Origin of the sequence: Polynucleobacter parvulilacunae, from assembly GCF_018881715.1 — a bacterium.
In the GTDB taxonomy this organism is placed as follows: domain Bacteria; phylum Pseudomonadota; class Gammaproteobacteria; order Burkholderiales; family Burkholderiaceae; genus Polynucleobacter; species Polynucleobacter parvulilacunae.
In genome coordinates, this window is sequence record NZ_JACVPW010000002.1 from 273,029 (window position 1) to 298,433 (window position 25,405).

The following is a 25,405-nucleotide window of genomic DNA, read 5'->3' on the forward strand; positions in this document are numbered from 1 at the left end:
CTCCTTAAGTCTTTCTTGTTTGTTTCTAATTAATTTTTAATTACTTCTTAGCGGCTGCTGTGGATGGGTTTAAGTTTGTTAAACGTCCACTCTCAGTACCTGCTGTTTCATCAATAACAGCATTGATGAGGGCTGGTTTACCGGCAGCAATCGCTTCTGTTAACGCTGCTTCTAATTCTGCTGGGGTAGTTACGTAGTAACCAACACCACCAAACGCTTCAATCATTTTGTCGTAACGAGCATCTTTAACGAACACAGTCGGTGCAACATCAGCGCCACCGGTTGGGTTTACGTCAGTTCCGCGGTATACGCCGTTGTTATTGAATACAACCGTCGTGATTGGCAAGTTGTAACGGCAAACCGTTTCCAATTCCATGCCGCTAAAGCCAAATGCACTGTCGCCTTCAACTGCAACTGTTGGCAAGCCGCTGGTTACTGCGGCACCGATGGAGTAACCCATGCCGATACCCATAATGCCCCAAGTACCAGAGTCAAAACGCTTACGCGGCTTATACATATCAACGATCGCACGGCAATAGTCGAGCGTGTTTGCACCTTCGTTTACCAAGTTCACATCTGGGTTCTTCTTAATCACATCACGAATCACACGCAACGCGCCATGGAAGTTCATTGGGTTTGCTTCTTTAGCCAATGTCTCTGCCATCTTGGCTAAGTTCTTGTCTTTCTTCTCGGTGATTGCAGCAATCCACTCAGCGCTGGGCTTCGGAACAGCAGAAATACCTTTCAACAACTCACCAACGCATGAACCGATATCACCAATCAATGGTGCAGCGATTTGTACGTTGCTATCCACTTCGTTTGCTTGAATATCGATTTGGATAAATTTCTTAGGCTCTTTGCCCCAAGTTTTACCTTTACCGTGTGCAAGCAACCAGTTCAAGCGCGCACCAACCAACAACACTGCATCAGCCTCAGCTAATACAAATGAACGCGCTGCAGAAGCAGATTGCGGGTGATTATCTGGCAATAAACCTTTAGCCATCGACATTGGTAAATAAGGGATGCCTGATTTCTCGATCAAGTCACGAATTTCTTTGTCAGCTTGAGCATAAGCAGCGCCCTTGCCCAAAAGAATCAATGGACGCTTAGCGCCCTTCAACACATCTAATGCACGAGCAACTGCATCAGCTGCTGGGATTTGACGTGGCACTGGATCGATTACTTTGAAAATGGATTTCTTAGCTTCTTCAGCTGGCATTGTTTGCGCGAGCAACTGAGCCGGCAAGTCCAAATAAACACCACCTGGACGACCAGAAACAGCAGCGCGGATTGCACGAGCAAAACCGATGCCGATATCTTCGATGTGATTAATACGATATGCGGCTTTGCAATATGGCTTAGCTGCGTTGAGCTGATCCATCTCTTCGTAGTCACCCTGCTGTAAGTCAACGATTTCACGCTCGCTTGAACCAGAGATCAAAATCATTGGGAAACAGTTCACAGTTGCATTGGCAAGTGCTGTCAAACCGTTCAAGAATCCAGGAGCAGAAACAGTCATACAGATACCTGGCTTCTGTGTCATGTAACCAGCAATCGCTGCAGCATTACCTGCGTGTTGCTCATGACGGAAACCAATAAAACGCAAACCTTCTGCTTGCGCTAAACGACATAAGTCAGTAATTGGAATACCAACGAGGCCGAAAATCGTATCGAGGTCGTTTGCTTTCAAAGCGTCAATGACGAGGTGAAAGCCATCGGTTAATTGTGTGTTTTGATTATCTGTTGTCATAGAAATTTGTATAAAAATTGCGGGTCTGCTCTTGTAGAGCTAATGCAATTTAGCTTTCGCTAACGTCTCCAATGTAGTTATAAATCGCACAACGGGTTTTGTGTCCCGCATAGGCTGAACTGAATATTAGGCTTGGGGGGAAGGATCATCATTGACTTCGGTCAATTTCCCTCTAAATCCTGTAATTACGGAGGTTTTAGGGCTTAAACGAAAAGCTCTTTATGCTTCGTTTTGAGGCGACTTAAAGTCTCAGGAGAGAGGTTTAAGTAGGCGGCCAGCTCCTTCTTTGGGAGAAGCTCGAACAAATCCTCATATTTACGCAAGAAACGCTCTACTCGGCCTGGGGCATCAAGCATATGCAAGGTAATGGTGTGTGCCATGATTTCACTCATCAGACGCATTACCTCAAACTCAAAGCTCTCCTTAAGGGGCTTGTGCTCCTCAAGGAATTCGGCCCACTTCTTCATCGGCATCCGTGCCACACGAGCCTTGGTAACACAGGCAATACTGTAAGGAGCCGCCGTCTTCAAGCGCCATGCCGCATAGCTCGTTTCAATATCTTTTTCGATGGCAAAACGCAAAATCATCTCTTTGGCATCCGCGCTCGAAACAATCCGTTTCAGAATGCCATCCAAAACGAAGTACTGCTCCATCTGGTGGTCGCCCTGGTGGAGCAAAATTTCGGATTTCTTGAGGTCGGCAATCTCTAAATGGCGCTCTAAATCAGCCATTGCCGCAGTATCCAAGCTTTTTAAGACCGAGTTTTGACTCAACTGCAGGCGAATCAGGTTTTTTTCGGGGTGCTTATCTAATGCGGTCATAAATCCTTGCTCCAAGACCGTCTATTGTAGGCTTTTTTACTCCCAAAAGCCGTGCATTCCTGCTCCAGGCATTCCTATTCCGCTAGAATGACAGGGTCGTGGTGCTTTATTGCAGTGCAATAAAGTTAAACGGGAAACACTAAACGTGTGCTGCCCCCGCAACGGTAGGTAAATGCGCCCTTTTTGGTTTATTTGGGGCGTCAGGAATCTGACAAAGCCACTGTGCGCGTCAATCGCATGGGAAGGCCAGATTCTGATATTTACTAGCCCGGATACCGGCCAAGACAGGTGGAATTTTGCGGACGGGGATCTTCGCGCGCCAAGAAAGCGCTGAGTTTTTCGATACTGCGCCCAATTGACGCCTGAACTCTTGCACGTGAAATTCTGTTCGACCCAGCTAACGGGGAAGTTAGCTGGGCAATCGATAACAGAAAGTGAATCATGAATCAGCAGTTCAGCAAGACTCAAGTCGCCCTCCTTTTGGGCGCACTTACTAGTATTAGTGCCTTTGCGCAAAACAACTCACCAACAGTTTTAGCAAGCACCTATAACCCCGTTAACCCCATCATCGTCACTGCCACTAGGACGCCAACCAAAGCCAGCGATGTACTGGCCGATAACGTTTACATTGGCCCAGAAGAAATTGAGCAAGCCGGGCAAACCAGCTTAGTGGAATTACTCCAACGGCAAAAAGGAGTAACTATCTCCAGCTACGGAACTGGTGGGTCTAATGCCAGCGTTTTCTTACGAGGCACCACCAATAATCAGACTCTCGTATTAATCGACGGCATTCGCATTGATGATGCGATTAATGGCGGCACTAACTGGTCAGTGATTCCACTCACGATCATCGATCATATTGAAATCGTCTTTGGCCCTCAGAGTAGTCTTTATGGCTCTGATGCTATTGGTGGTGTAGTACAAATTTTCACCAAGAAAGGCGATGGACCTGCTAAGGTAGGCGCGTCTATTGGTTACGGTAGCTACGGCACCAGTATTAGCGAAGCCAGTATTAACGGCTCCACCGAAGGCAATCAAAAAATTCGCTACTCTCTGGCAGCTAGTCAAACCCTCTCCATGGGCTTCAATACCATAGCACCCAACAACAAAGATGGACTTACTGCATCCGGCAGAACGGGTTACGTTCAAGACAGCGTTACTGGCAGGCTATCGCAAGAGTGGAGCAAAGGACAAGAGATTGGTTTGCAGTTTCTAAATAGCCGTCTTAACAATCAGTTACCTGGCTTTGACCCGCAAGAGTTTTTATATCAACAAACTCAAAACCAAGTTTCGCAATTAGGGACTTATTCCCTTTATTCCAAAAATCAAGTAATGGAAAACTGGCACAGCCTCCTGCAAGCATCCGCACAAACCGGAACCGCTTTAAATCACGCACCCAGTACACCGGATAACCCGGCTTATGACAGTACTCTAAATCAGAGACAAAATACTTATACCTGGCAAAATGATTTCGCGATTGGCGCTGATATCTTGCAAGTGTTAGCTGAGCGCAAAACGCAAAAAGTTTCAAGCAATCAACTTGACTACAACAACGGTGACTTCAATAACCTGACGGCGCCCTACTCTTTTTTAGGTTTTAGTCAAACACGCAATACCAATTCAGGTGCAATTGCCTATCAGCTCAAAAGAGATGCTCACATCGCCAATTTCTCACTGCGCAATGACAGTATTACTGGCTATGGACCGCAAACTACGGGCGCAGCTGCTTATGGCTATTTCTTCAGCAAAGAATGGCGAGCAAACATGAACTATGGTACTGGTTTCAGGGCGCCAACATTTAATGACCTCTACTATCCAGGCTATGGAAATACCGCCATTCTTCCTGAGAAAAGCAAGAATACGGAAGCCGGACTTCATTATGAGAAATCGGGGCTCGAAGGACACATTGTTGTCTTCAGTAACTCGATTTCCAATTTGATTCAGGTGAGCAACTCTGACACCTGCCCGGTGGGAACAGGTATTTTTGGTTGCGCATCAAACGTAGCTAGCGCCAAAATCACGGGCAGCACTTTGAGTGGGGCCACACAATTTTCTGCGCTTAATCTAAAAGGTTCCTTTACTCAACAGAATCCAGTAAATGAGAGTACCAATAGCACCCTGGTGAAGCAAGCTAAGCAATATGGCAATTTAGCAGCTGAATACATGTACCTCAAACTCACCACCGGTATTGGCGCTACTTTTTCTGGGCGAAGGGATGATTTTCAGGGCACAAGCACTGGCATGGGCGGCTACACCATCTTTAATCTCTATGCCAACTACGATTTGATGAAAGATCTGAGCGTATTTGCCCGCTGGAATAACGTTTTGAATAAGAACTACCAATTAAGCTATGGCTACAACACCCCAGGCTCAAACGTATTTGTGGGCCTGCGTTACGCCATGAAATAAGCCCTTTTTTCAGACTACAATGCCAGTATGAATGAGACCTCACCTCTTTCCACTGGCAACCAAGCCTCAGATATGGATGCGCTATGCGCATCCATCAATCGTTTGGCTGGAAAAATTCAGGCGATTGCCGAAGCAGTTCAGAACTTAAATCAAAATCGAGTACAGCTCGAAAATAAGATTGAAGATGCGCAAAAGCGTATTCAGCACATTTTGAGTCGCCTGCCTGAGCAGAGTGATGGTCGCCAACTCAATCTACTTGGCGAAGTTGTTCCAACAAATAATCTAGAGGATGACAATGAGCCAACAACGCATTGAAGTAAGTCTCGCCGGTCAAAAAATTACTCTGGCAACAAGTGCAGAACATGAGCCATTACTTCGTGCAGCATGCGTATTGGTAGATGAGCAAATTCAACTGGCCATCAGTGGCGGCAATCGCAGCATTGAACGTGCCAGCATGATGGCTGCACTTAAAATTGCTGGTGACCTCATCACCTTACAAAAAAATTCTTCGCAGCAAAGCACCCCCTCCAACATGAGCTCTGATGAAGTCACTCGTCTTCAGGGTCGGATTCGAGAGCTTGAGGATCAAGTGGATTCTTTGATGCAAACCCTTTCCCTGCCTGGTTCGCCAAGGCCAATAGTTCCTTGAACCGATGCGCAAGCATCAGGAACGATCTTTACCTTGTGGGCGTGAGCGTTTTGACGGTTCACAGTGCCAACTTAGACTTGGTTACTCCCTGAGCCTCTTAATGCACCCGAAACAGAGTAGCCGTTCCACCTTGAACCTTAGGGTTCAGGATGACGGCCTAGCGGCTAAGGCGGGGAATTCATGTTACTAAGCGATATCTTGATGTTGATGTTGTGTGGCGCCATCTCTGGCTACTTGGCTGGATTACTGGGCATTGGTGGCGGCATGATTCTGGTGCCCTTCATGATATTAGTTTTTAATCATCTCGGATTTAGCCAAGAAGTGATTGTGCACATGGCGATTGCCACAGGAATGGCCACCATTCTGTTTACCACCACTTCCGCAATCTGGGCACATCACAAACATGGCTCAATTGATTGGAAACTAGTTGCCTCTTTAAGTCCCGGAATGATTTTTGGTGGACTGGTTGGTGGCAGCGAATTATTCGAAGCACTCAAGACCTCATGGCTCTCACTTTTCTTCGCAGTCTTTATTGTTTACACCTCAATCCAGATGCTGATCAATAAGAAGCCCAAGGCAGGCAGAGAATTACCAAGCGCGTTCGGATTATTTTCCTTTGGGACATTTGCTGGAGCGCTGGCAAGTCTTGTGGGTGCGGGTGGCGCATTCATTACTGTGCCGTTTATGCTTTGGTGCAATGTCAAACCCCACACTGCAATGGCGACCTCATCAGGCCTGGGCTTTCCTATTGCTGCCGCGGCTACGATTGGCTATATGTATGGGAGCTGGGGAAATCCTAATCTCCCAGCAGGTTCTTTAGGCTTTGTCTATTTACCTGCGGTTGCATGCATCGTAACCGTCAGTATCTTTACTGCACCTTTAGGTGCAAAGATGGCCAGAAAACTCGATATTGGTCAACTCAAACGAGTCTTTGGCATCATGCTGTTTTTCCTTGCAGCCTTCATGTTTAATGAAAGCCGCAAGGCATTCGGTTTTTAATTAAGCCGTGTACTGCTGACGCAAGATATTCTTTTGTACCTTACCCATAGCATTACGCGGTAAATCAGAAACAATCTCAACACGCTTTGGAATCTTAAAGTTTGCAATTTGTGTTTTTAAAGTTGCAATCATTGCTTCTGCATTGAGTTTTGCGCCAGCCTTAGGCACCACTACTGCCATCACTGCCTCACCAAAATCTGGATGTGGAATTCCGATCACAGCGCTTTCATCAACGCCAGTCATGTCATCGATAAAACTTTCAATCTCTTTCGGGTAAACGTTGTAGCCACCAGAAATAATTAAATCCTTACTGCGGCCAACAATGCATAAGTAATCATTTGGTGCTTTACCACCATTGGCATCGCCGCCCCAACGACCGACGTCGCCAGTTTTAAACCAACCATCTTTTGTGAACTCTTCAGCAGTCTTCTCAGGCATGCGCCAGTAGCCCGCAAATACATTTGGACCCTTCACTTGAATACTGCCAATCTCATTTACTTTGCATGGCTTGTTATCTTCATCAACTACACGAACCTTAACGCCAGGCAATGGCAAACCAACAGAACCACCTACTCGCTTACCTTTGTATGGATTGGAAACCAACATCACGGTCTCACTCATGCCATAACGCTCAAGAATCGGCTGACCAATCACTTCTTTAAAGCTATTGAATGTTTCTGTCAGCAAAGGTGCTGAGCCAGAAACAAATAGGCGCATATTGCTTGCTACTTTTTTAGTAAATCCTTTGTCAGCCAATAGACGTACATAGAATGTAGGTACACCCATCATCACGGTGGACTGTGGCATGTGCTTAATCAACTGCGCTGTATCTAAACGCGGCAACCAAATCATCTTGCTGCCATTAATCAAGGCGCCGTGTGCTGCTACAAACAATCCATGCACGTGGAAGATCGGCAAAGCGTGCAGCAATACATCGCCTTTTTTCCAACCCCAGAACTTTTGCAGTACTTGTGCATTGCTGCCAAGGTTTTTATGAGTAAGCATTGCGCCTTTGCTACGTCCTGTTGTACCAGAGGTATACAGAATCGCCGCAAGATCATCATCTTTTGCCGGAACAGTTTTAAATTTGTCGCTCAGGTTTCCTGCGCGCTCTAATAAAGTGCCTGTACGGTTCTCATCCAGCGTAAATACATGCTTAGTACCAGCCTTAGAAGCTACCTTAGAAACCCAAGAGAGGTTCTTACTGCTGCACACAACCACTGCTGGCTCAGCATTCTCTAGGAAGTACTGAATTTCAGCTGACTGATAAGCAGTATTCAGCGGCAAATACACATAGCCCGCACGAATGGTTGCTAGATACAGAAAAAGTGCCTCAGGAGACTTCTCAACCTGGACTGCAACCCTAGCTCCTTTTGGAAGCTTCAGGCTTGCCAATAAATTAGCGAATTTTGCTGTAGCTGCCTCTAGGTCACCCCAAGAGTAATAAAGACCATCATGCGTTTCAAGGGCACATGCTTTTTTATCTTTTGGAAAACCTTTTTCCAAGAGCGAATATAAATTCATGAAAGTTCCTATAAGACTAATATTTTTATCAATGTTGCAATCAATGGACCTTAGCTACACCCATCACAAGGTCAGATAAGCCTGTAGCAATTTCTGGCACGAAGCAGAGCAGCACTACAGAGAGAATCATGATGATCACAAATGGGAATACACCCCAAATAATTTCATTCAAAGAAATATCCGGCGCGATGTTTTTAATCACGAAGATATTGAGACCGACTGGCGGATGTATCAAACCCGTCTCCATCACGATGGTCATCACCACTCCAAACCAAACCAAATCAAATCCAGCCGCTCTTAGTGGTGGTAAGAAGATTGGTGCAGTCATTAAGATGATTGAAACCGGCGGCAAGAAGAAGCCCAAGATCACGACCAAAACCAAAATAGCCGCCAACAATCCCCAACGCCCAAAGCCGAGGTCAACAATCGCTTGTGCAGCTGACTGACTAAGGTGCAAATGGCTCATCACATTGGAAAACAATAAAGACATTCCAATAATGAACATCAACATTGTGGATTCTTTAATGGTGGCATTGAGCAATGGCGACAAATCTTTGATACGCCACATTTTGTAGATACCGGCAATTAATGCAAAGGCCAATATTGCACCAAGGCCTGCAGTTTCAGAAGGGGTTGCATAGCCGCCGTAGAGCGCAATCATGACGCCAATCAACAATACCAAGAAAGGCAATACGCGCGGCAAAGAACTCATCTTCTGCTGCATGGTGTATGTTTGACGCTCAAGGATCGGCTGGCTAGGGGCACCTACTTTAACTGCCTCTAATGCCATGTTGTATTCCTTGCGGAAGCGGTAAACAGTGTAAATCGAGAAGAACAATACCAACATCAAGCCAGGGCCAATGCCAGCAAGGAATAAACGTCCCAATGATTGTTCTGCAGCAACTGAGTACAAAATCATTGTGATTGATGGCGGCAACAGAATACCGAGAGTGCCACCAGCGGCAATAATGCCCGCTGCCAATCCTGGTGAATAGCCACGCTTACGCATTTCTGGAATACCAGCACTACCAATTGCAGAACAAGTTGCAGGACTAGAGCCTGCCATTGCAGCAAAAAGTGCACAAGCTAACACGTTAGCAACACCTAAGCCGCCCGGAACTTTACCAAGCCAAACGTGCAAAGCTTCGTATAAATCTTGGCCGGCGCGCGAACGTCCGATCGCCGCCCCTTTTAAGATAAATAGCGGGATCGAGAGCAAGGTGATGCTCGCCATTTCTTCATAGACGTTCTGAGTCACTGTATCCAATGAGGATGCAGGCATAAAGAACACCATAAAGATAACTGCTACTGAGCCCAATGCAAATGAGATGGGCATCCCTGAAAACATAACCAGCAACGTAACCGCTGCAAACAATAATCCGAGTACTGTGATAGACATACTTATTCCCCTTCGCCTGGATTAACAACATCTCCAAACGCTTGGAGCAAAATCTGAAACGCCAACAAGGTCATACCAATAGACATCATGATGTATGGAATCCACAGGGGTGGAGCCCATGAAGATGAAGTCACTTGACCGTCTACCCACGCCTCATGAAATAAAGTCCAAGACTTCCATGCAAAAAATGCACAGAAAGCGCAAGAGGCAATATCAATAATCAACACTCTGAGACGATTAATTGCTTTAGGCAACATAGTAGACACTGCTGAAATGCCTACATGCCCACGGATTTGCTGAACGTAAGCACCACACAAGAAAGTAGCACCTACCAAACAAAATACTGCAGCCTCATCTTGCCAATCAGTCGTTGCTCCGAAAAATGCTCTTGAAGCAACGCTATAACTCAAGATGACTGAAGCAGCTACCAATGCCAATGATCCAAATAACACCATTAGCTTATTCATTCCAGACATTAAGCGGTCTGTCGCTTGTAAAAGTTGATTCATGATTTAGATTACTTTTTCTGCTGCTCTTAACAATGCCGCACAGCTTTCATTCTTCTCTGCGTAGTCTTTCCAAGCGCTATCTCGAGCAATCGCTCTCCACTTATCCACAATCGCTGTATCAACATCAGTCACCTTGCTGCCAGCTCTTGCATATGCCAAGGCCGCCGTCTTGTCATCATCCTTTGCAGCTTCAAGACCAAACTTCTCCATCTCTGCGCCAGCTGCCATAAGGGCATCTTTCTGATCTTTTGGCAACGTATCAAAGATTTGCTTAGACATCATCAATGGCTCAAGCATGAACCAATAGGATTTTTGACGTGCGCTAGTAAATGCTTTTGCCAACTCTTCCAACTTGAATGACATAAAGCTTGTGGAAGATGTGTAAGCCGCATCCATCGCACCAGTTTGCATTGCTGCATAGATTTCATTTGAAGGTAACGAGATTACTGAAGCCCCTGCTGCCTTAAGCATCAAGTCGAATTCACGACTACCGCCGCGAATCTTCATGCCCTTAACGTCCTCTGGGAGAACAATTGACTTACTTCTGCTTGCCACACCACCGGCTTGCCAAACCCAACTTAAGAGAACAATTCCTTTGTCTTCTAAAATTTTGGTCAGCATCTTGCCAACTTCAGCAGTCTTCCATTTAGCAGCCTGCTCATAACTAGTAACCAATGCTGGCATCAAGCCAATATTTAACTCAGGCACTTCTCCACCAGCATATGGCATTGGGAATAATGAGATATCCAAAGCGCCTTTACGCATTGCACTGAACTGTGCATTGGTTTTCATCAATGATGAACCTGGGTATACCTGGAACTTCAAAGCGCCTTTAGTGCGCTTTTCAACTGACTCAGCAAATTTACGGCAAAGACGATCACGGAAGTCGCCCGCCTGAATGGTTCCACCAGGAAACTGATGTGAGATGTTCAAGGTTTTAGTTGCACCTTGAGCGCTTGATGCAGGACTATAGCCCACAATACCCGCTAAAGGCAGCGCTGCAGATCCCGCCAATAATTGGCGACGCAAAGCATTTGGCTTGAGCGCATCAGACCCAGAATTGAATTCATTACTCATATAGTTCTCCTAATAGTGTTTTTATGTACTTCTTGTTATGGCCAGATCTTAGCGCCTGGTTCCTTGCCACATACTCTAAAGCGAATACTCTCTGAATTCTGCTTTTAGAGCCTCTCCTCCAAAATATATTTCTAAGCCTGCATTAAACGGCCTACAGCACGTGAATAATCAATCTCCCCATGGGTAAAGCGCTCATGGTTTTCCTCAACAGCGGAAAGATCGTATAAATAGTTCACCATCAGGGCTGCAGATTGCCTTAAACCTTTGCGGGATAAATCCCCGGCCCAATTAATCTGATGCAACTTTGCACCATTGCCCAAGTGAAACTTAGCAACCGGATTACCGTTACGACCAGCAGAACCTAAGCCTAGGTAAATACTGGCTAGGCACAGTAATGCAGCCTTCTCTTTTTCAGTAGCGTTGTCCGGATGCCAACCACCACTCAAGCGTTCAGGCCAAGAGCGATTAACAAGACCAAGAACTTCCAAGGATTGCTCGCGAGCTGTGCGAACCGCCGGCTTGAGCTGGGTACCTGTCTTTTCGCCGCCAATATCTGCACCAGCAGCAACCCAGTCAATAAATCCAGGAATTGGGGAGAGCGTTACAAAGGTTTTAATGCCAGGGAATTCCGCATGTAACTGTTCAGCAACGCGCTTAATCAAGAAGTTACCCATGGATACACCACGCAATCCAGGCTCGCAGTTACTGATGGAATAAAAAGCAGCAACCTTGTATTGAGATGTTTGATGAACTGTCTCAGCCTTCTTATCTACCAACGGTGTAATAACCGCTGGAATTTCTGGCAAAAGAGCTACCTCAACGAATATTAAGGGCTCGTTCGGAAGTTGCGGATGAAAGAATGCAAAGCATCTGCGATCAGGCTGCAGGCGGCGGCGCAGGTCATCCCAGCCATCAATTGCATGAACAGCTTCGTGCTGAATGAGCTTTTCTAAAATCTCTGCAGGCGACTTCCAATCCACTCGATGCATCTTTAAAAATCCTGGATTAAACCAAGAAGACAAAAGATGGCGTAAGTCAAAATCAACTGCCGTTAACTCAGGCTGCTTCTCAAGCACTTGCAAGAGGTCGCGGCGCATACCAACAAGCGCCGCAGTTCCATTGGTTGCGCGATTGAGGCGACGAAACAACTCTTGCCTTGGCGGCTCTGTCACGCGTTGCAATTTAATGTAATTACGCGCGCTAGCTTCAGCTGAAAAGTTTTGTGCAGCAGCCATGACTGCAGTAGGATCAGGGTTGAGTTTTTCAAAAAGAAAATTGAAAAATTTTGAATGCTGATCTTTAGAGAGTTTGCGGTAGCTATTGATGACATCGTCAGCCATGCTCACAGCATTGGACTCGCCGCGCTCAGAAATCAGTCGATTGACCGCGCCTGTAACGCGGGAAAAGTAACGGGCTTTTGCTAGCTTTTCAAGCATGTATATCTCTCAAAGAATTCGTCCCCAAAACTGAAGGATTGAGAGCTAATTTATAGCCAGGCAAAGGTCAAATCAATTAATGAAAGTGTAATTTCATTAACTTTAAGTTAATGAATAACATAAATCTATTTTGATGTCTAAATATTATTGCGATGCAACATGCGGGTTTCAGCCGCTAGAGCGAGGATATTGGGGTTTGATTCATTAGCCTGAAGGTACATGAGGCCGATATGTTGGGTCACCTGATATTTTGGCAGCAAGGGGGTAAATTCAATTGCATTACCCATTAAGGCCTTTACCCTACCCGGCAACAGCGATCTTCCCAGGTCGCCTGAGACCATATTCATAAGGGAAAAGATATCCCCAACCTTCATCACTACATCAGGCTTAAAGCCAGCAAGCTGAAAGGCCTCATAAAACCCCGAAGTAGTAGCAAAGCCATCTTGTAGGGTTAGAAATTTCTCATTCCGATATTCAGACAGATCCACATTTGCTTCGGCTGGCTTATTGTTTTTTGAGGAGGCTAAAAATAACTGATCCTCAAAGAGAGGCACTACCTGGACGCCCTCAGGAAGATCTCTGACAGGAACGGCCATCACCACCGCATCTACATTTCCCTCGCCAAGCTTCTTCATTAAATCCTCGTTGGACCCAAGATACAAATCAATATCTAAGTCAGGTCTACGAATTTTGGTGCCCATAATTACTCTAGGAATAATATTGGCAGTCAAAGAGTACATCGAACCCAAACGAATTTGCCCGCTCTCTACCCCAGCCTTAGACCGTGTCTTCTTCAGGATGCGCTCTACATCACCCAATAAATCAGCGCTTGCTTCTGCCAAATAGATGGCAGCAGGCAAAGCCTTTAATTGGCGACCTTCTTTGACAAATAAAGGACATCCGATACCAGACTCAAGTGAGTGCAAGGCCTTATGGATACTGACTGAGCTTAAATGTAATTCTTCTGCTGTTTTAGATAGGCTGCCAGTACGAACAAATGAGCAGAGTATTTCTAGCTTACGTAAAGTGAGCTCTTCATTCAGCATGACTTACTTACTCTTGGATTTGAATGCCGTCATGAGATAGATGCCAAACAATATCATCGGCACGCACAACCACTGACCCATAGATAAACCTAAACCCAGAAGACCTAAGAAGGAGTCGGGCTCACGCGCATATTCAGCCAAGAAACGGCACATACCATAACCCAACAAGAAGAATCCAGAAACTTGCCCCACCCTTCTTGGTTTACCTGCATAAACCCACAATGCAATACCTAGCAAGATACCTTCACCAAGCAACTGATAAATCTGCGATGGGTGACGGGGTACAGAATCCACCAATGGGAACACCATAGCCCAAGGTAAATCAGTGGGCCTGCCCCATAGCTCTCCATTAATAAAATTTCCCAATCGTCCAAAAGCCAAACCAAATGGGACCAAAGGAGCAACTAGATCGCTAACAACAAAAAAAGTGGTTTTGCGTTTTTTGGCAAACCAATAGAGCGCCACCAGAACACCCAGCAAGCCGCCATGAAAAGACATACCGCCTTCCCAGATTTTGAAAATACTCAATGGATGAGATAAGTAAAAGCCTGGCATATAAAACAGGGTGTAGCCCAAACGTCCACCAAGCACCACCCCAAGCACACCTGCAAAGAGTAGATCCTCCAGATCCTTATAAGTCCAACCCAATGCTTGATAACGAGGTGATTGAATGCGCAAGCGGCCTAATAGCAAGAATTGAGCAAAGGCCATCAAGTACATCAAGCCATACCAATGAATCGCAAACGATCCAATTCGAATAGCTGCAGGGTCAAACTGGGGATGAATCATCATAGATCTTAACTTTTGGATTGGTCAAAGTTATGCAACTCATGACCTAATTCTCGATAGGCTTTAAAACGCTCACGCCCTGCCAAGCGTTCTGCCTCATTGACTGTGACGACCTCAACGATTCTAGGAAAGCGTACCACTAAAGCCGGCACATCGGCCGGCATGCGCATACCCAAATGAATCATGACATCAGCATGCGGAACATTATGGAGAGCTGAAGAAGCAAAATCATCCATCAACACAATCGGCGTCTCTGCTGCAGCTTCATCATCAATAAAACAGTGCGGTAAAAAATCAGTAGCGCTGAAAGACCAAAGTAATTCATTTAACTTTTGCAAATCAGCCTTCTCGCCCACCATCACAATGTTGCGCACCGGTTCACCCTCAGACGTAGCACTCCAAATCTTGCGCGTGAGGCGACAGGCATATTCCAGCTTGTCACTCACATTGCTATGAAAATCAATTCGAGCCATTCAATATATATCCAGGGGTAACGAGAACGCTTACTTGCGCTCAAGCAAGAAGTTCACTAGCAGCGGTACCGGGCGACCGGTAGAGCCTTTAGCAGCGCCACTCTTCCATGCAGTTCCAGCAATATCCAAGTGAGCCCATTTGTATTTCTCAGTAAAGCGGGACAAGAAGCAAGCTGCAGTAACGCTGCCAGCAGGACGCCCACCAATATTGGCCACATCCGCAAAATTGGATTTGAGTTGCTCATGGTAAGCAGCATCCAAAGGCAAGCGCCATACGGTATCGAGCGAGGCATGACCTGCTTTAGTAAGCCCACTCACCAAGTTCTCATCATCAGAGAACAAGCCGCTATGCACATGACCCAAGGCAATCACACAAGCGCCCGTTAAGGTCGCAACATCAATCACCGCTGCCGGCTTGAAGCGTTCTACATAAGTGAGTGCATCACACAGAATTAAGCGACCTTCTGCGTCGGTATTGAGAATCTCAATCGTTTGACCAGACATACTCTTGACGATATCGCCAGGACGGGTAGCTTGACCAGATGGCATGTTTTCACAGGTTGGAATAACGCCAATGACATTCTTTTTCAACTTCATTAAAGAAACTGAATACATGGTGCCGATTACTGAGGCTGCACCACACATATCGTATTTCATTTCATCCATGGCTTCGCCTGGCTTGAGTGAGATGCCGCCAGTATCAAAAGTAATACCTTTGCCAACCAAAACAATCGGGGCTTCTCCCGCTTTACCACCTTGATGTTTCATTACAATAAATTGTGGCGGCGTGTCAGATCCCTTAGCAACCGACAAGAATGAGCCCATTCCCAAAGCCTCGATTTGTTTACGACCGAGCACTTCAACTTTGAGACCAGTCTTCTTACTTAATCCCTGTGCAGCTTTACCCAAATAGGTTGGCGTGCAAATATTCGGTGGAAGATTACCAAGATCCTTTGCCAAGTTCATGCCCTCAACCATCGATACGCCCTGCTCTACTGCAAGCTTCAGCTCCTTAGCGCAAGCATCATTACCTGCAAAGATGAGGTGCTTAAATGTGTCTGCTTTATCTTTTGCTTTAAATTTCATAGCAGGCTGACGCACACCAAAACGGTAGGCCTGATCGCCGGCGTATTGAATAGTGAGACGCACTTCCTCCGCGATGAAGTCTGCGTGATGCGCAAGTGCAAAGCTTGGGGTAAACCAAAGGGCAGATTCTATAGATCCGCCGCTCAATACCTTCAAAGCTGGACGAGCAACTTTAGAGTACGTTGTCAAACTACGCTCGCTGGCAAGATGAACATCACCCAAACTCACGAGCAATACTCGTTTTACTTTTACGCCATTGGCAGCCCAAGATTTTTCTGCGCGCAACATGCAGAGAGCAGCCTGCTGAGAATCCAAATCGCCAACGAGATTGGCATGGCCTACAGAGCCCCCGAGCAATAGATCCAACTCCGGCAAAAACCCTGCTTTTACCTTGGTACCCTTAGCGGCGGAAAAACTATCCAAATCTGCTTTGGAATAGGCCAAAACCAAGCAGTCGGCGCTATGAGTAAGCAGGGGCTTGAGGCTAGATTTCTGGAGTTTTGGGCTCTGAATGTCGGCTTGAGGGAAAATCTTGGCACTGAATTGAATTGTCATAATCTATTACGGTATTTTGGTCGATTCAAAAGGGAGGTAATTGCTAATTTGGGACGTTTATCCATTATCCTCCGACATGAGACGAACTTCCCCGATCACTAGCAATATAAGCCATTTATAGCCCCAACAATCCCCCTAATAACCTCACCAATCCAGACCCCTATTCCCTATGATTTTTAAACAGGCCCTTCGCCGAGAACTCAGTTTTACGACTGGTGGGGTCTTTTTGGTCTTAGTGACCATCATGGTGACTACCTTAGTTATTCGAATTTTGGGTTACGCCGCCAACGGAGCGGTTAATCCTGAGGATGCGCTGGTCTTAATTGCCTTGGCCACTTTGGGATATCTTGCGGTTCTTTTAACCGTTTCCCTATTTGTGGCAACGCTGATTGTTTTAGTACGCTGGTACAAAGACTCGGAAATGATTGTTTGGTTTGCGAGTGGACTAAGTATTGCAAGTCTCATTCGCCCCATCCTCCAGTTTGCTACTCCACTCATCATCGTCATCGCCCTGTTAGCGCTTTTTGTTTGGCCCTGGGCAAACCGCGAGTCCACCTTAATTAGCCAGCGCTTTCAACAGCGTGATGACGTATCGATGGTGAGTGCCGGTCAATTTAAAGAGTCCGCTAAAGCAGAACGCGTGTTCTTTATTGAAGAGCTTGATATCGATAAAAGTGAAGTCAAAAATATCTTCGTAGCCGATTCCAAGAATGGACGCCTCAGCATTGCAGTTTCATCTACCGGCTATATCCAAAACTCTGCAGGTGGCGAAAAATCGATCGTGCTCCATAACGGCAGACGCTATGAGGGACAGCCTACTCAGCCTGATTTTAGGATTCTTGAATTTAACGAATACAGCACTAAGATTCGTAGCAAAGACTCCTTGGCACCTGCACCACGCGATCGCGAGAAGACGATTACCGAGCTGTTGGAGGATCCAAATCCCACGTCAGTGAACCCCAATCGTGCTGAATTGCTTTGGCGTATTGGCCTGCCCTTGATGGCATTAGGCTTAGTGTTGATCGCTATTCCACTGGCATATGTCAACCCGCGCCTTGGTAACTACACGGCGATGTTCTATGCGGTATTAATTTATTTGATTTACAGCAATCTACTTAATCTCACGCAGAATTTTGTCTCACAAGGTAAGGTCAGTGTCTTTGTTGCGATCTGGCCTATTCACTTACTTGCGCTCTTGATTGCAACGGCCTTAATTCGCAATCGTATCAACCCCTCTCTGAAATGGTGGCGTCGTCAACTACCTGCTTCCATGGCCGCTAAATGAAACTGCTATTCCCCTTCATTTATGAACGCTACTTAGCTAAGCAGATCTATTCTGCTTTTGGCTTTATCTTGTTCGCCTTAGTGGCCTTATTTTTATTCTTCGATATCTTGAGTGAGCTTGGTTCCGTACAAGGTGCCTACACACTGCCTTTGGCTTTGCTACATGTTCTCTTAAAAGCCCCAAGCCGCATCTCTGAAATCATTCCGATTGCAGGCCTAATCGGCAGTATTTATGTATTTGCGATGTTGGCCAGCCAGTCTGAGTTCACTATTTTGCGTATCGCTGGATTAGACGTCAAACGCGGCCTCATTACCCTCACTAAGATCTCTTTACCCTTGATTGCACTCACACTCATCATGAGTGAATGGGTTGGTCCGTACACCGAAGCAAAGTCAGATCAAATCCGCATGAAGGCTATGGGTTCAGCCTACTCCTCCCAATTTAGAACGGGTGTCTGGGTCAAGGATCGCTTACGTGATGAAGATGGCAGTGGCCCCGTTCGCCCAGGAGTGCGCTATGTCAACGTTGGCAAAGTAGATAAAGATAATGAAATTCGCGATATTCGTATGTATGAGTTTAATGACACCTATCATCTGCTCTCCATTCGCAGCGCGGTCTCTGGGCAGTTCGATGAAACCGGCATTTGGGTTTTGAACGATGTAACCGAAACGCGCTTCAAGGAAACCAAACAATCCGATCCACTCAATCCAGTTTTTTCAGCACAGACTTTTACACATCCGATTCTTACTCTGGAATCTGAGGTTACGCCTCAAATTCTGAACGTACTCTTAATTAGCCCAGAAAAAATGTCTATCGTGAGTCTGGGTCGATTTATTACGCATTTGCGCGAAAACAAACAAGATGCGCAGCGACACTCCATTGCTTTCTGGAAAAAAGTGGTTTATCCATTCACTATATTTGTGATGCTCACCTTAGCACTGCCGTTTGCTTATCTGAAGGTGCGCGCAGGTAGCGTAGGTATTAAGGTATTTGGCGGCATCATGTTAGGCATGAGCTTTCAGTTGTTTAACTCTCTATTCTCAAATGTAGGTCTCCTAGGTTCTTGGCCAGCACTACTGACGGCCCTCACCCCGCCTTTGCTGTACTTCCTGTTAGCACTTATTGGATTGCGCTGGGTTTCTAGGGCTTAATACCCAAAAATCATTTAGAATTTGATTCCTATATCTTTGTAGATATATAGATAGGAATCCCCATGAATCTTCATCAGTTCCGTTTTGTACGGGAAGCGGTTAGACAGAACTTCAATCTAACGACTGCCGCAAAAGCGCTCTTCACTTCTCAGCCGGGCGTATCTAAGGCCATTATTGAGCTAGAAGATGAATTGGGCGTGGAGATCTTCCGCCGCCACGGCAAACGCATTCGCTCTCTTACTGAACCAGGCAAGCGTATTTTGAGCTCGATTGAGCGCATCCTGGATGAAGTTGAAACCCTCAAGCGAGTCGGCAAAGATTTTGCTAGCCAAGATCAAGGCAGCTTTGTGATTGCAACTACTCATACACAAGCACGCTATGCACTACCTAAAGTGCTTACCGAATTTACCAAGCGCTTTCCAAAGGTAAAAGTGAGTATTCAACAAGGTAGCCCAGGTCAAATTGCAGAACTACTAACGCATGATCGCGCAGATATTGCAATTGCAACTGAAGGCATCGCCAATACCCCCGGTGTATTAGCTTTACCGGGCTATCAATGGCAACACGTACTCATGGTGCCACTCAGTCACCCACTTCTAAACCAAGCCACGCTGACGCTTGAAGAGATCGCTAAGTACCCCATCATCACCTACGACAAAGCATTTGCAGGTCGTAGCAAGATAGACGCAGCCTTCGCACAAAGAAACATTACGCCAGATATTATTTTGGAGGCAATTGATGCCGACGTAATTAAGACTTATGTAGAAACTGGAATGGGCATTGGCATTGTTGCTGGTCATGCCTATGATCCCGATAGAGATCGCAACCTCAAAGTCATCCCCGCTGGCCATCTATTTGGAAATAACGTCACCCATCTAGGCGTAAAACAAGGCGCCTACCTCAGATCTTTTGTTTACACATTCATCGAACTCTTCTCGCCAACCCTGACAAAGAAGATTGTTGAGCAGGCGATGTCAAACGAATCTGATTCCTACGAAATTTAAATAGTCGATTACCGGCCAAATAAATATGACTGTCGCAAGCACTCTCCCCCAGGCAATCGCCCTTCATCAACAAGGTGAGCTACAAAAAGCAGATTCTCTTTATGCCTTAATTCTGAATGAGGATCCGAATCATCTGCAAACATTATGTCTATCAGGCTCAATTGCACAGCATTTAGGGGATTTCAGTAAAGCAGCTCAACTGTTTACTAGGGCGTATCAACTCAACCCGAATCAAGCAATGATTTGCCTTCAATTAGGGATCTGTTACTCCAATTTAAATGAATTTGAGATTGCCAATCAACTTTACAGACAAGCATCCCTACTCAACCCCAATCAAATTGAACCGGTTGTTAACCTGGCTAATAACCTAACCAAGCAAAATCAATTTCAAGAAGCCTACAGCCTGTATAAAAAGGCTTTGCTGATAGATCCCCAGTCATCCGTGACGCACTACAACATTGGATCTATGTTTCTCAAGTCGATGAAGCCGCATGAGGCAAAAGAGTGGCTTAAAAAATCCTTGGATCTCCAGGCAAGCAATGCCAGCGCTTGGAATAGCCTTGGCGTAGCACTAACGGATCTCGGTGAACTCGATGAAGCGCTTAAGGCTTATAAGCGCGCAATTGAGTGCGAGCCCGACCTTGAAGAACCATTATTCAACAGCCACACCGTACTGATTGATCTTGGCGATCATCAGGCTGCAATTGCAGCATTAGAAAACGTTAGCGCATTAAATCCAGCAAATCCTACCTACGCTTTTTTCCTAGGAATGCTTCAGGAGCATTTTGGAAATCATGAGGCGGGCTCAAAAATATTGCAATCTCTTGGCAGTAATGTAAAGGTGAAAGCAGAACTTGAATCATGGGAATACCTGAAGTCTCAAGCTCAATCTGGAAAATTGATTGGCAGCAACACAAAAACAATTGAGCTGGCGCTAGCACAGGCAAAGCTGGAGGGTTTGGTATTGGAGTTTGGGGTTTATAACGGAAAATCCATTCGCAATATTGCCGGCCTTGTAAAAGGTGAGGTTCATGGCTTTGATAGCTTTGAGGGCATTCCTGAGAACTGGAACGATGAGCCTAGCGGAAGTTATAGCGCCAATGGTGTGCTACCTGAAGTCCCAAACAATGTCATCCTGCATCAAGGGTGGTTCGAAGACACTCTTCCTGAGTTCTTAAAAGAAAATAGTGGCCCCATCCGCTTTATGAATATCGATTGCGATCTGTACAGTTCCACAAAAACGATTTTTGATTTACTTGGACCTCAGATTATTTCCGGAACCGTCATTGTGTTTGATGAATTCATTGGCTATAAATCCTGGAAAGAGGATGAATTTAAAGCCTTCCAAGAGGCAGTCCATCAATACCAATGGCGCTATGAGATTCTGAGCTTTAGTTTTGCTACCAAGCAGGTGGCAGTAAAAATACTGCAAAGTGCGTAAGAGCAGCTAAATTGATGGTGCCTCGGGGCGGACTCGAACCGCCACGCCTTGCGGCACCGGATTTTGAGTCCGGCACGTCTACCAATTCCATCACCGAGGCAGGTGTTTGCAGTGGAAATTCTGCTTACTTTGCTACTTTGTTACTGCTAAGACATGAGAGTGTAACAAAAAATGGTCAGATACCCCCTACCTTGGGTCTAGAACCCCTTAAAATGAGGTCTTCTAGCCAAATTATTTAAAGGACTTACCCGTATGGCCGGCCATTCGAAATGGGCCAATATTCAGCACCGCAAAGGTCGTCAGGACGAAAAACGCGGCAAGATTTGGACCAAACTCATTAAAGAAATTACCGTAGCCGCTAAATTGGGCGGCGGTGATATTGCTACAAACCCCCGTTTGCGCTTGGCTATTGATAAAGCCAAAGACTCCAATATGCCCAACGATAACGTGCAAAGAGCGATTCAGCGCGGCACCGGCTCTCTTGAAGGCGTGAATTACGAGGAGATTCGTTATGAAGGTTATGGCATGAATGGCGCAGCCATCATTGTCGATTGCTTAACCGATAACCGCACTCGCACCGTTGCTGAAGTTCGCCATGCTTTTAACAAAAATGGCGGCAATATGGGTACAGAAGGCTCAGTTGCTTTCTTATTCAAACACTGCGGCCAAATGCTATTTGCACCAGGCACTAGTGAAGATCAACTGATGGAAGTTGCTTTAGATGCTGGCGCCGAAGATGTCATTACTCATGATGATGGCTCATTAGAAGTACTCTCACCTGTTCCGGATTTTTCTAAAGTGCAAGATGCTATTAGTAAGGCTGGTCTCAAGCCTGAGCTAGCTACTGTTGCCATGCGCCCTGAGACTGAGATTGCCCTAGAGGGCGATCAAGCTGAAAGCATGCAAAAGTTACTCGATGCGCTCGAAAACTTAGATGACGTGCAAGAAGTCTTTACGAACGCTGCACTTTAATTGACCTTGCATTTATAAAAAATTTACTGCATTTTTACTTCATTAATACTGACAAACTATCGCTATGAAAATTCTTTTAATCGGATCTGGCGGACGTGAACATGCGCTTGCTTGGAAGTTAGCGCAATCCCCACAAGTTCAAACTGTATATGTTGCCCCGGGTAACGGTGGCACTGCCACTGCCAAGCAAACTGCTGCAGGTATTGAAAACTTGCCAATCACCGGATTGCAGGAGCTAGCTGACTTTGCTAAGCGCGAGAAGATTCATTTAACCGTTGTAGGTCCAGAAGCGCCATTGGCTGCTGGCATCGTTGATGTATTCCGTAACAATGGCTTACGCATTTTTGGGCCAACGCAACTAGCTGCTCAATTGGAATCTTCTAAAGACTTTTCTAAAGCCTTTATGAAACGCCATGGCATTCCGACGGCGGATTATCAAACCTTCTCCAATGCATTAGAGGCACACGCCTATATTGATGCTAAAGGTGCGCCGATTGTCATTAAGGCTGATGGCCTTGCTGCTGGCAAAGGCGTAGTTGTCGCCATGAGCCTGGAAGAAGCTCATACTGCTGTTGACATGATGTTGGCGGATAACAAATTCGGCAATGCAGGTGCTCGTGTTGTGATTGAAGAATTCCTCACTGGTGAAGAAGCTAGCTTTATTGTTTTGGTAGACGGCAAAAATGTTCTAGCCTTGGCAACCAGCCAAGATCACAAGCGCTTGCTCGATGCTGACCAAGGACCAAACACTGGCGGTATGGGTGCGTACTCCCCCGCTCCTGTAGTCACCCCAGAAATTCATGCACGTGCATTGCGTGAAGTCATCATGCCAACTGTACAAGGCATGAAGGCAGATGGCATCCCATACACAGGCTTCTTATATGCAGGCCTGATGATCGCCCCTGATGGCAAGATCAAGACTTTGGAGTTTAATTGCCGTATGGGCGACCCAGAGACTCAGCCTATCATGGCCCGCTTACGCAGCGATCTCGTTAATGCCCTAGATCATGCGGTTGATGGCACGCTGAATGAAGTGGATTTGGAATGGGATCGCCGCACCGCTTTAGGTGTTGTACTCGCTGCCCACAACTATCCAGACACTCCTCGCGCAGGCGATGTTATTACAGGCATTCCTGCTGACACCGAAGATCAAATGACCTTCCATGCTGGCACTAAGTTGCAAGATGGCAAGGTAGTGACATCGGGTGGACGCGTGATGTGTGTTGTTGGTCTTGCTGACACAGTACGTGGTGCACAACAAAAAGCATACGCAGCTATCAATAAGATTCAATTCGATGGCATGCAATATCGTAAAGATATTGGCTATCGCGCAATCAAGTAAATCCATAAAGCTAGAACACCTTGTCAGAACAACATACCCAAATTGATATCAACGCCTTAAAGGAATATTTTTTAGGCTTGCAGGATCGCATCACAAGCGCGATGAGTGCTTTGGATGGCAAAGTCTTTGTTACTGACGAATGGCATAAGCCGGAAGACAGCAAGCTCAAAGGTTATGGTCGTACCTGCATTTTGGATGGCGGCAATATTCTAGAAAAGGGTGGCGTAGGTTTCTCGCATGTTCGTGGCGATCAAATGCCCCCCTCCGCATCGCATCACCGCCCAGAGGTAGCAGGACGAAGCTTTGAGGCTATGGGCGTTTCCTTAGTCTTTCATCCGAACAATCCCAAAGTTCCTACCACCCATATGAATGTGCGCTGTTTTATTGCGCAAGCGCCTGGCAAGGAGCCTGTCTGGTGGTTTGGGGGTGGCTTTGACCTCACCCCTTATTACGGCGTGGATGAAGATTGCAAACACTTTCATCAAACCGCTAAAGATGCATTAGATCCATTTGGCGAAGAGCTCTATCCTCGCTTTAAAAAATGGTGTGATGAATACTTCTACTTAAAACATCGTGAAGAACCTCGTGGTATTGGTGGCGTTTTCTTTGACGACTTTAATGAGCTTGGATTTGAGAAAAGCTTTGCTATGACTCGCGCAGTAGGCGATGCATTCATCAATGCGTACCTCCCAATCGTGCAGCGTCGCTATCAAGACAGCTTTACGCCAGAAGAAAAGTCTTTCCAAGAATATCGCCGCGGTCGTTACGTTGAGTACAACCTCATCTTTGATAGGGGCACTATATTTGGCCTGCACTCAGGTGGACGAACTGAATCCATCTTGATGTCGATGCCCCCAGTGGTGCAATGGTGGTACAACTGGCATCCCAAACCCGGCACACCAGAAGCTAAGCTTTATGACTATTACCTTAAGCCGCGCGATTGGCTAGCCTGAGCATCGAACATTGAGCGCTATTAAAAAAATTGGCATTCTTGGGGGTACTTTTGACCCCCCGCATGTGGGTCACCTTAAGTTGGCCACGCACTTTGCCAAACTCCTTCACTTCGATGCGCTACTACTTATCCCGAGTGGTGAGCCTTGGCAAAAAGGAACTGGCATCACTCCAGCGGAAACGCGTCTGCAATTAACTGAGGCGGCCGGCATTGATTTAGCGCGCGCCTTTTTGTATCTCAAGATTTCTACACAAGTGGGCATTGATCGGATGGAAGTTGATCGCGCCGGACCCAGCTACGCCATCGATAGCGTTAAAGCGCTGCGTGAGCGATTTGGGCCAAATGCCAGTCTGACCTGGCTAATGGGAGCGGATTCACTCGTTGCCCTGCCCAGCTGGAACTCTTGGGAAAAGCTCAGCCAATACGTCAATTTCGCCGTGGCGACTAGACCGCATCATGACTTACAAGCACAAACCAACCCTGAACTAGGCTCTGAAGTGAGTCAATTCCTAAAAGAACATCAGACAATGGATGTCGCTGCCCTTGAAAATAGCGCTTGTGGCCTCATATATATCGATGAAAGCCTCAACGTCGACCTCTCCTCAACAGAGTTAAGAGGACGCCTCAAATCATCGTCTCGGAGCTCTATTGCTTCCGAGGAAATCCCCACCCACACCCTAGAAATCATTACAAATCTGGGCTTGTATCAGTAATCAAGCTAAGATCACCCTAAATA

The 25,405-nt window shown here is 46.2% G+C and carries 22 protein-coding genes, 1 tRNA gene, 1 other RNA gene, 1 pseudogene and 1 riboswitch; of the genes and pseudogenes, 13 read left to right on the forward strand and 12 right to left on the reverse strand.

Annotation, left to right across the window (positions count from 1 at the left end):
* Positions 1-40 precede the first annotated feature (40 nt).
* On the reverse strand, positions 41-1,750 hold the full coding sequence (gene oxc / locus ICN18_RS06640; RefSeq protein WP_216189723.1) for an oxalyl-CoA decarboxylase: 1,710 nt from the start codon (positions 1,748-1,750) through the stop codon (positions 41-43).
* 203 nt (positions 1,751-1,953) lie between these two features.
* Complete coding sequence (locus ICN18_RS06645; RefSeq protein WP_216189724.1) at positions 1,954-2,571, reverse strand: Crp/Fnr family transcriptional regulator; 618 nt, start codon at positions 2,569-2,571, stop codon at positions 1,954-1,956.
* Between the two features lie 82 nt (positions 2,572-2,653).
* A riboswitch (cobalamin riboswitch) is annotated at positions 2,654-2,869 on the forward strand.
* A gap of 143 nt (positions 2,870-3,012) precedes the next feature.
* Between ICN18_RS06645 and ICN18_RS06650 the strand changes: the two genes are divergently transcribed.
* The 5 genes and pseudogenes from ICN18_RS06650 (at position 3,013) to ICN18_RS06670 (ending at position 6,628) form a co-directional block, all read left to right on the forward strand.
* Entirely contained in the window at positions 3,013-4,980 is a 1,968-nt protein-coding gene (locus tag ICN18_RS06650) for a TonB-dependent receptor domain-containing protein (RefSeq protein ID WP_216189725.1), read from the forward strand.
* Between the two features lie 27 nt (positions 4,981-5,007).
* Positions 5,008-5,295, forward strand: coding sequence for a hypothetical protein (locus tag ICN18_RS06655; protein ID WP_216189726.1), 288 nt, complete (start codon positions 5,008-5,010; stop codon positions 5,293-5,295).
* Positions 5,276-5,503, forward strand: a pseudogene (locus tag ICN18_RS10520) (cell division protein ZapA); the annotation flags it as partial. The gene ICN18_RS06655 and the pseudogene ICN18_RS10520, both read left to right, overlap by 20 nt.
* Positions 5,504-5,590: 87 nt before the next feature.
* Positions 5,591-5,809, forward strand: a non-coding RNA gene (gene ssrS, locus ICN18_RS06665) — 6S RNA.
* Entirely contained in the window at positions 5,810-6,628 is an 819-nt protein-coding gene (locus ICN18_RS06670; RefSeq protein WP_216189727.1) for a sulfite exporter TauE/SafE family protein, read from the forward strand.
* Here ICN18_RS06670 and ICN18_RS06675 read toward each other — a convergent pair whose 3' ends face one another.
* The 9 genes from ICN18_RS06675 to ICN18_RS06715 all read right to left on the reverse strand — a co-directional run bounded on the left by ICN18_RS06675 (position 6,629) and on the right by ICN18_RS06715 (position 16,516).
* Entirely contained in the window at positions 6,629-8,152 is a 1,524-nt protein-coding gene (locus ICN18_RS06675; protein ID WP_216189728.1) for a malonate--CoA ligase, read from the reverse strand.
* Positions 8,153-8,192: 40 nt separating this feature from the next.
* On the reverse strand, positions 8,193-9,551 hold the full coding sequence (locus ICN18_RS06680; RefSeq protein WP_216189729.1) for a TRAP transporter large permease: 1,359 nt from the start codon (positions 9,549-9,551) through the stop codon (positions 8,193-8,195).
* Positions 9,552-9,553: 2 nt separating this feature from the next.
* Positions 9,554-10,060, reverse strand: a complete 507-nt coding sequence (locus tag ICN18_RS06685) for a TRAP transporter small permease (RefSeq protein WP_216189730.1) — start codon at positions 10,058-10,060, stop codon at positions 9,554-9,556.
* Positions 10,061-10,063: 3 nt separating this feature from the next.
* Complete coding sequence (gene dctP, locus ICN18_RS06690; protein WP_216189731.1) at positions 10,064-11,137, reverse strand: TRAP transporter substrate-binding protein DctP; 1,074 nt, start codon at positions 11,135-11,137, stop codon at positions 10,064-10,066.
* Between the two features lie 131 nt (positions 11,138-11,268).
* On the reverse strand, positions 11,269-12,573 hold the full coding sequence (locus tag ICN18_RS06695) for a malonyl-CoA decarboxylase domain-containing protein (RefSeq protein ID WP_216189732.1): 1,305 nt from the start codon (positions 12,571-12,573) through the stop codon (positions 11,269-11,271).
* 137 nt (positions 12,574-12,710) lie between these two features.
* Positions 12,711-13,619: a LysR family transcriptional regulator gene (locus ICN18_RS06700; protein ID WP_216189733.1), complete on the reverse strand. Its 909-nt coding sequence runs from the start codon at positions 13,617-13,619 to the stop codon at positions 12,711-12,713.
* 3 nt (positions 13,620-13,622) lie between these two features.
* Complete coding sequence (lgt, locus tag ICN18_RS06705; RefSeq protein WP_216189734.1) at positions 13,623-14,411, reverse strand: prolipoprotein diacylglyceryl transferase; 789 nt, start codon at positions 14,409-14,411, stop codon at positions 13,623-13,625.
* A gap of 5 nt (positions 14,412-14,416) precedes the next feature.
* Positions 14,417-14,881 carry a DNA polymerase III subunit chi gene (locus ICN18_RS06710; RefSeq protein WP_216189735.1) on the reverse strand — a complete coding sequence of 155 codons (465 nt, stop codon included), beginning with the start codon at positions 14,879-14,881 and terminating at the stop codon, positions 14,417-14,419.
* A gap of 30 nt (positions 14,882-14,911) precedes the next feature.
* Positions 14,912-16,516 (reverse strand): leucyl aminopeptidase, encoded by a 1,605-nt coding sequence (locus tag ICN18_RS06715; protein WP_439650819.1) that lies wholly within the window; start codon positions 16,514-16,516, stop codon positions 14,912-14,914.
* Between the two features lie 175 nt (positions 16,517-16,691).
* On the opposite strand from ICN18_RS06715, the gene lptF reads away from it, so the two are divergent.
* The 4 genes from lptF to ICN18_RS06735 all read left to right on the forward strand — a co-directional run bounded on the left by lptF (position 16,692) and on the right by ICN18_RS06735 (position 21,403).
* A complete protein-coding gene (gene lptF / locus ICN18_RS06720; protein WP_216189737.1) occupies positions 16,692-17,807 on the forward strand; it encodes an LPS export ABC transporter permease LptF in 1,116 nt (371 codons plus the stop codon).
* Entirely contained in the window at positions 17,804-18,958 is a 1,155-nt protein-coding gene (lptG, locus tag ICN18_RS06725) for an LPS export ABC transporter permease LptG (protein ID WP_216189738.1), read from the forward strand. Before lptF ends, lptG begins: the two co-directional genes overlap by 4 nt.
* 62 nt (positions 18,959-19,020) lie before the next feature.
* Entirely contained in the window at positions 19,021-19,962 is a 942-nt protein-coding gene (locus ICN18_RS06730) for a CysB family HTH-type transcriptional regulator (protein ID WP_216189739.1), read from the forward strand.
* Positions 19,963-19,987: 25 nt separating this feature from the next.
* Entirely contained in the window at positions 19,988-21,403 is a 1,416-nt protein-coding gene (locus ICN18_RS06735) for a tetratricopeptide repeat protein (RefSeq protein WP_216189740.1), read from the forward strand.
* A 15-nt stretch (positions 21,404-21,418) separates the two neighbouring features.
* On the opposite strand, the gene ICN18_RS06740 is transcribed toward ICN18_RS06735, so the two are convergent.
* Positions 21,419-21,503: transfer RNA gene (locus ICN18_RS06740), tRNA-Leu, on the reverse strand.
* A 152-nt stretch (positions 21,504-21,655) separates the two neighbouring features.
* On the opposite strand from ICN18_RS06740, the gene ICN18_RS06745 reads away from it, so the two are divergent.
* The 4 genes from ICN18_RS06745 to nadD all read left to right on the forward strand — a co-directional run bounded on the left by ICN18_RS06745 (position 21,656) and on the right by nadD (position 25,382).
* Complete coding sequence (locus ICN18_RS06745) at positions 21,656-22,375, forward strand: YebC/PmpR family DNA-binding transcriptional regulator (protein WP_216189741.1); 720 nt, start codon at positions 21,656-21,658, stop codon at positions 22,373-22,375.
* Between the two features lie 64 nt (positions 22,376-22,439).
* Complete coding sequence (gene purD / locus ICN18_RS06750; protein ID WP_216189742.1) at positions 22,440-23,717, forward strand: phosphoribosylamine--glycine ligase; 1,278 nt, start codon at positions 22,440-22,442, stop codon at positions 23,715-23,717.
* Between the two features lie 41 nt (positions 23,718-23,758).
* Entirely contained in the window at positions 23,759-24,670 is a 912-nt protein-coding gene (gene hemF / locus ICN18_RS06755; RefSeq protein WP_216189873.1) for an oxygen-dependent coproporphyrinogen oxidase, read from the forward strand.
* A gap of 10 nt (positions 24,671-24,680) precedes the next feature.
* Positions 24,681-25,382, forward strand: a complete 702-nt coding sequence (gene nadD, locus ICN18_RS06760; RefSeq protein ID WP_216189743.1) for a nicotinate (nicotinamide) nucleotide adenylyltransferase — start codon at positions 24,681-24,683, stop codon at positions 25,380-25,382.
* The last annotated feature ends 23 nt before the right edge of the window (positions 25,383-25,405 follow it).